The sequence below is a fragment of the Lacicoccus qingdaonensis genome (assembly GCF_900101075.1).
Taxonomy (GTDB): Bacteria; Bacillota; Bacilli; order Staphylococcales; family Salinicoccaceae; genus Lacicoccus; species Lacicoccus qingdaonensis.
In genome coordinates this window covers 1-1,248 of sequence record NZ_FNFY01000061.1, presented here as the reverse complement: position 1 = coordinate 1,248, position 1,248 = coordinate 1, and the positions used below count along the sequence as shown (strand labels likewise).

Annotated in this window: 1 protein-coding gene; it reads right to left on the bottom strand. The window is 39.1% G+C overall.

The window, feature by feature from the left end:
- The coding region (locus BLR15_RS13780; RefSeq protein WP_143004013.1) for a DUF7507 domain-containing protein at nt 1-1,232 on the bottom strand (1,232 nt) is incomplete at its 3' end.
- Nucleotides 1,233-1,248 lie beyond the last annotated feature (16 nt).

The window sequence follows — 1,248 nt, the reverse complement described above, 5'->3', positions numbered from 1 at the left end:
TCTTCTGTTGCTTCTTCCACGGTTTCTTCAGCAGAAGGCTCTTCTGTCGCTTCTTCCACAGTTTCTTCAGCAGAAGCTTCTTCTGTCGCTTCCTCTTCCTGATTTTCCATGGCCTTATTAAGCGCTGCAAGTTCACCTTTAGCGGCTTGTAATTCTTTTTCAATTTCAGAACGTTGTGCCATCAGACTTTCGGCTTCATCAGAAACACCTGAAGCTGCAGTCCGATCAATCGTAATATCAACAGAGTCAATCGAAATCCTGTTATCTACACTATCTGTAATGCTGAATGAATCAATATCAAGAGAGTCGTCAATAATAGTTTCAATCTCATATGTGAACACTTCGTTATTATCAGATACTGTATGAGAACCTTTACCATTAACAGATTTAGCAGTTACAAGATCAGGTTTTTCTTCATCAGGTTGTTTAGACTCAGTTGTGACTTTAACTTCATCTGTACTTTCAACTCTGTCTCCACTTGGAGAATCTCCAGTAACCAATGCTTTATTAGTAATAGTTGCATACTCAAATTGCTCTTCAGTCACTGTATGTTCTTGAGAAACTGACATTTGTTCTCCAGGAGCAAGGACAGTGTTTTCAAGTTTTAAGTCACCCCCAAGCATTGGGTCGTTAAGGATGACGTTGCCAAGTTCTACATCACCAATATTTTCGATAGTGAATGTGTAGGTAATAACTTCACCTATTTCGGTTACGTTATCAACGTTACTATCTTTCACTAGAGAAATACCAGGGTTCTCTTCAACATCAGTGGGTGAATTCACAGGTGTTTCTACTTCATCCTCATCGGTAGGTGGATTGTCTGATTCAGGATCTTCAGGATTCATTCCTGTAACAGTTGCGACGTTTTTCAATATATCATTTTCTAAATCTGCTTCTTTTACCATGTACTTAGCAGAAATTTGCATGGACTCTCCTGGAGCTAATGCAGTTTGTTCCACATCAATATTTCCACCAAGCATTTCATCAGTTAAAGTGATATTTTCGAGATTCGTTTCACCAGTATTTGTGATTTCAAATGTGTAAGTGACCTCTTGTCCTACTTCTACAATTTCTTCAGCATCAGCTATTTTCTCTAATGAGATTCCTGATTCTAATTCGGTCTCTGGAGTTGGTTTAATTGGAATTTCATCGTTGTCCTCGTCTTCATGTTCATTGCCTCTCGGGTCTGTACCATTAACTGTTGCGATGTTTTCAATGTTGCCATTATCCATGTCTGCCTGTGTGACC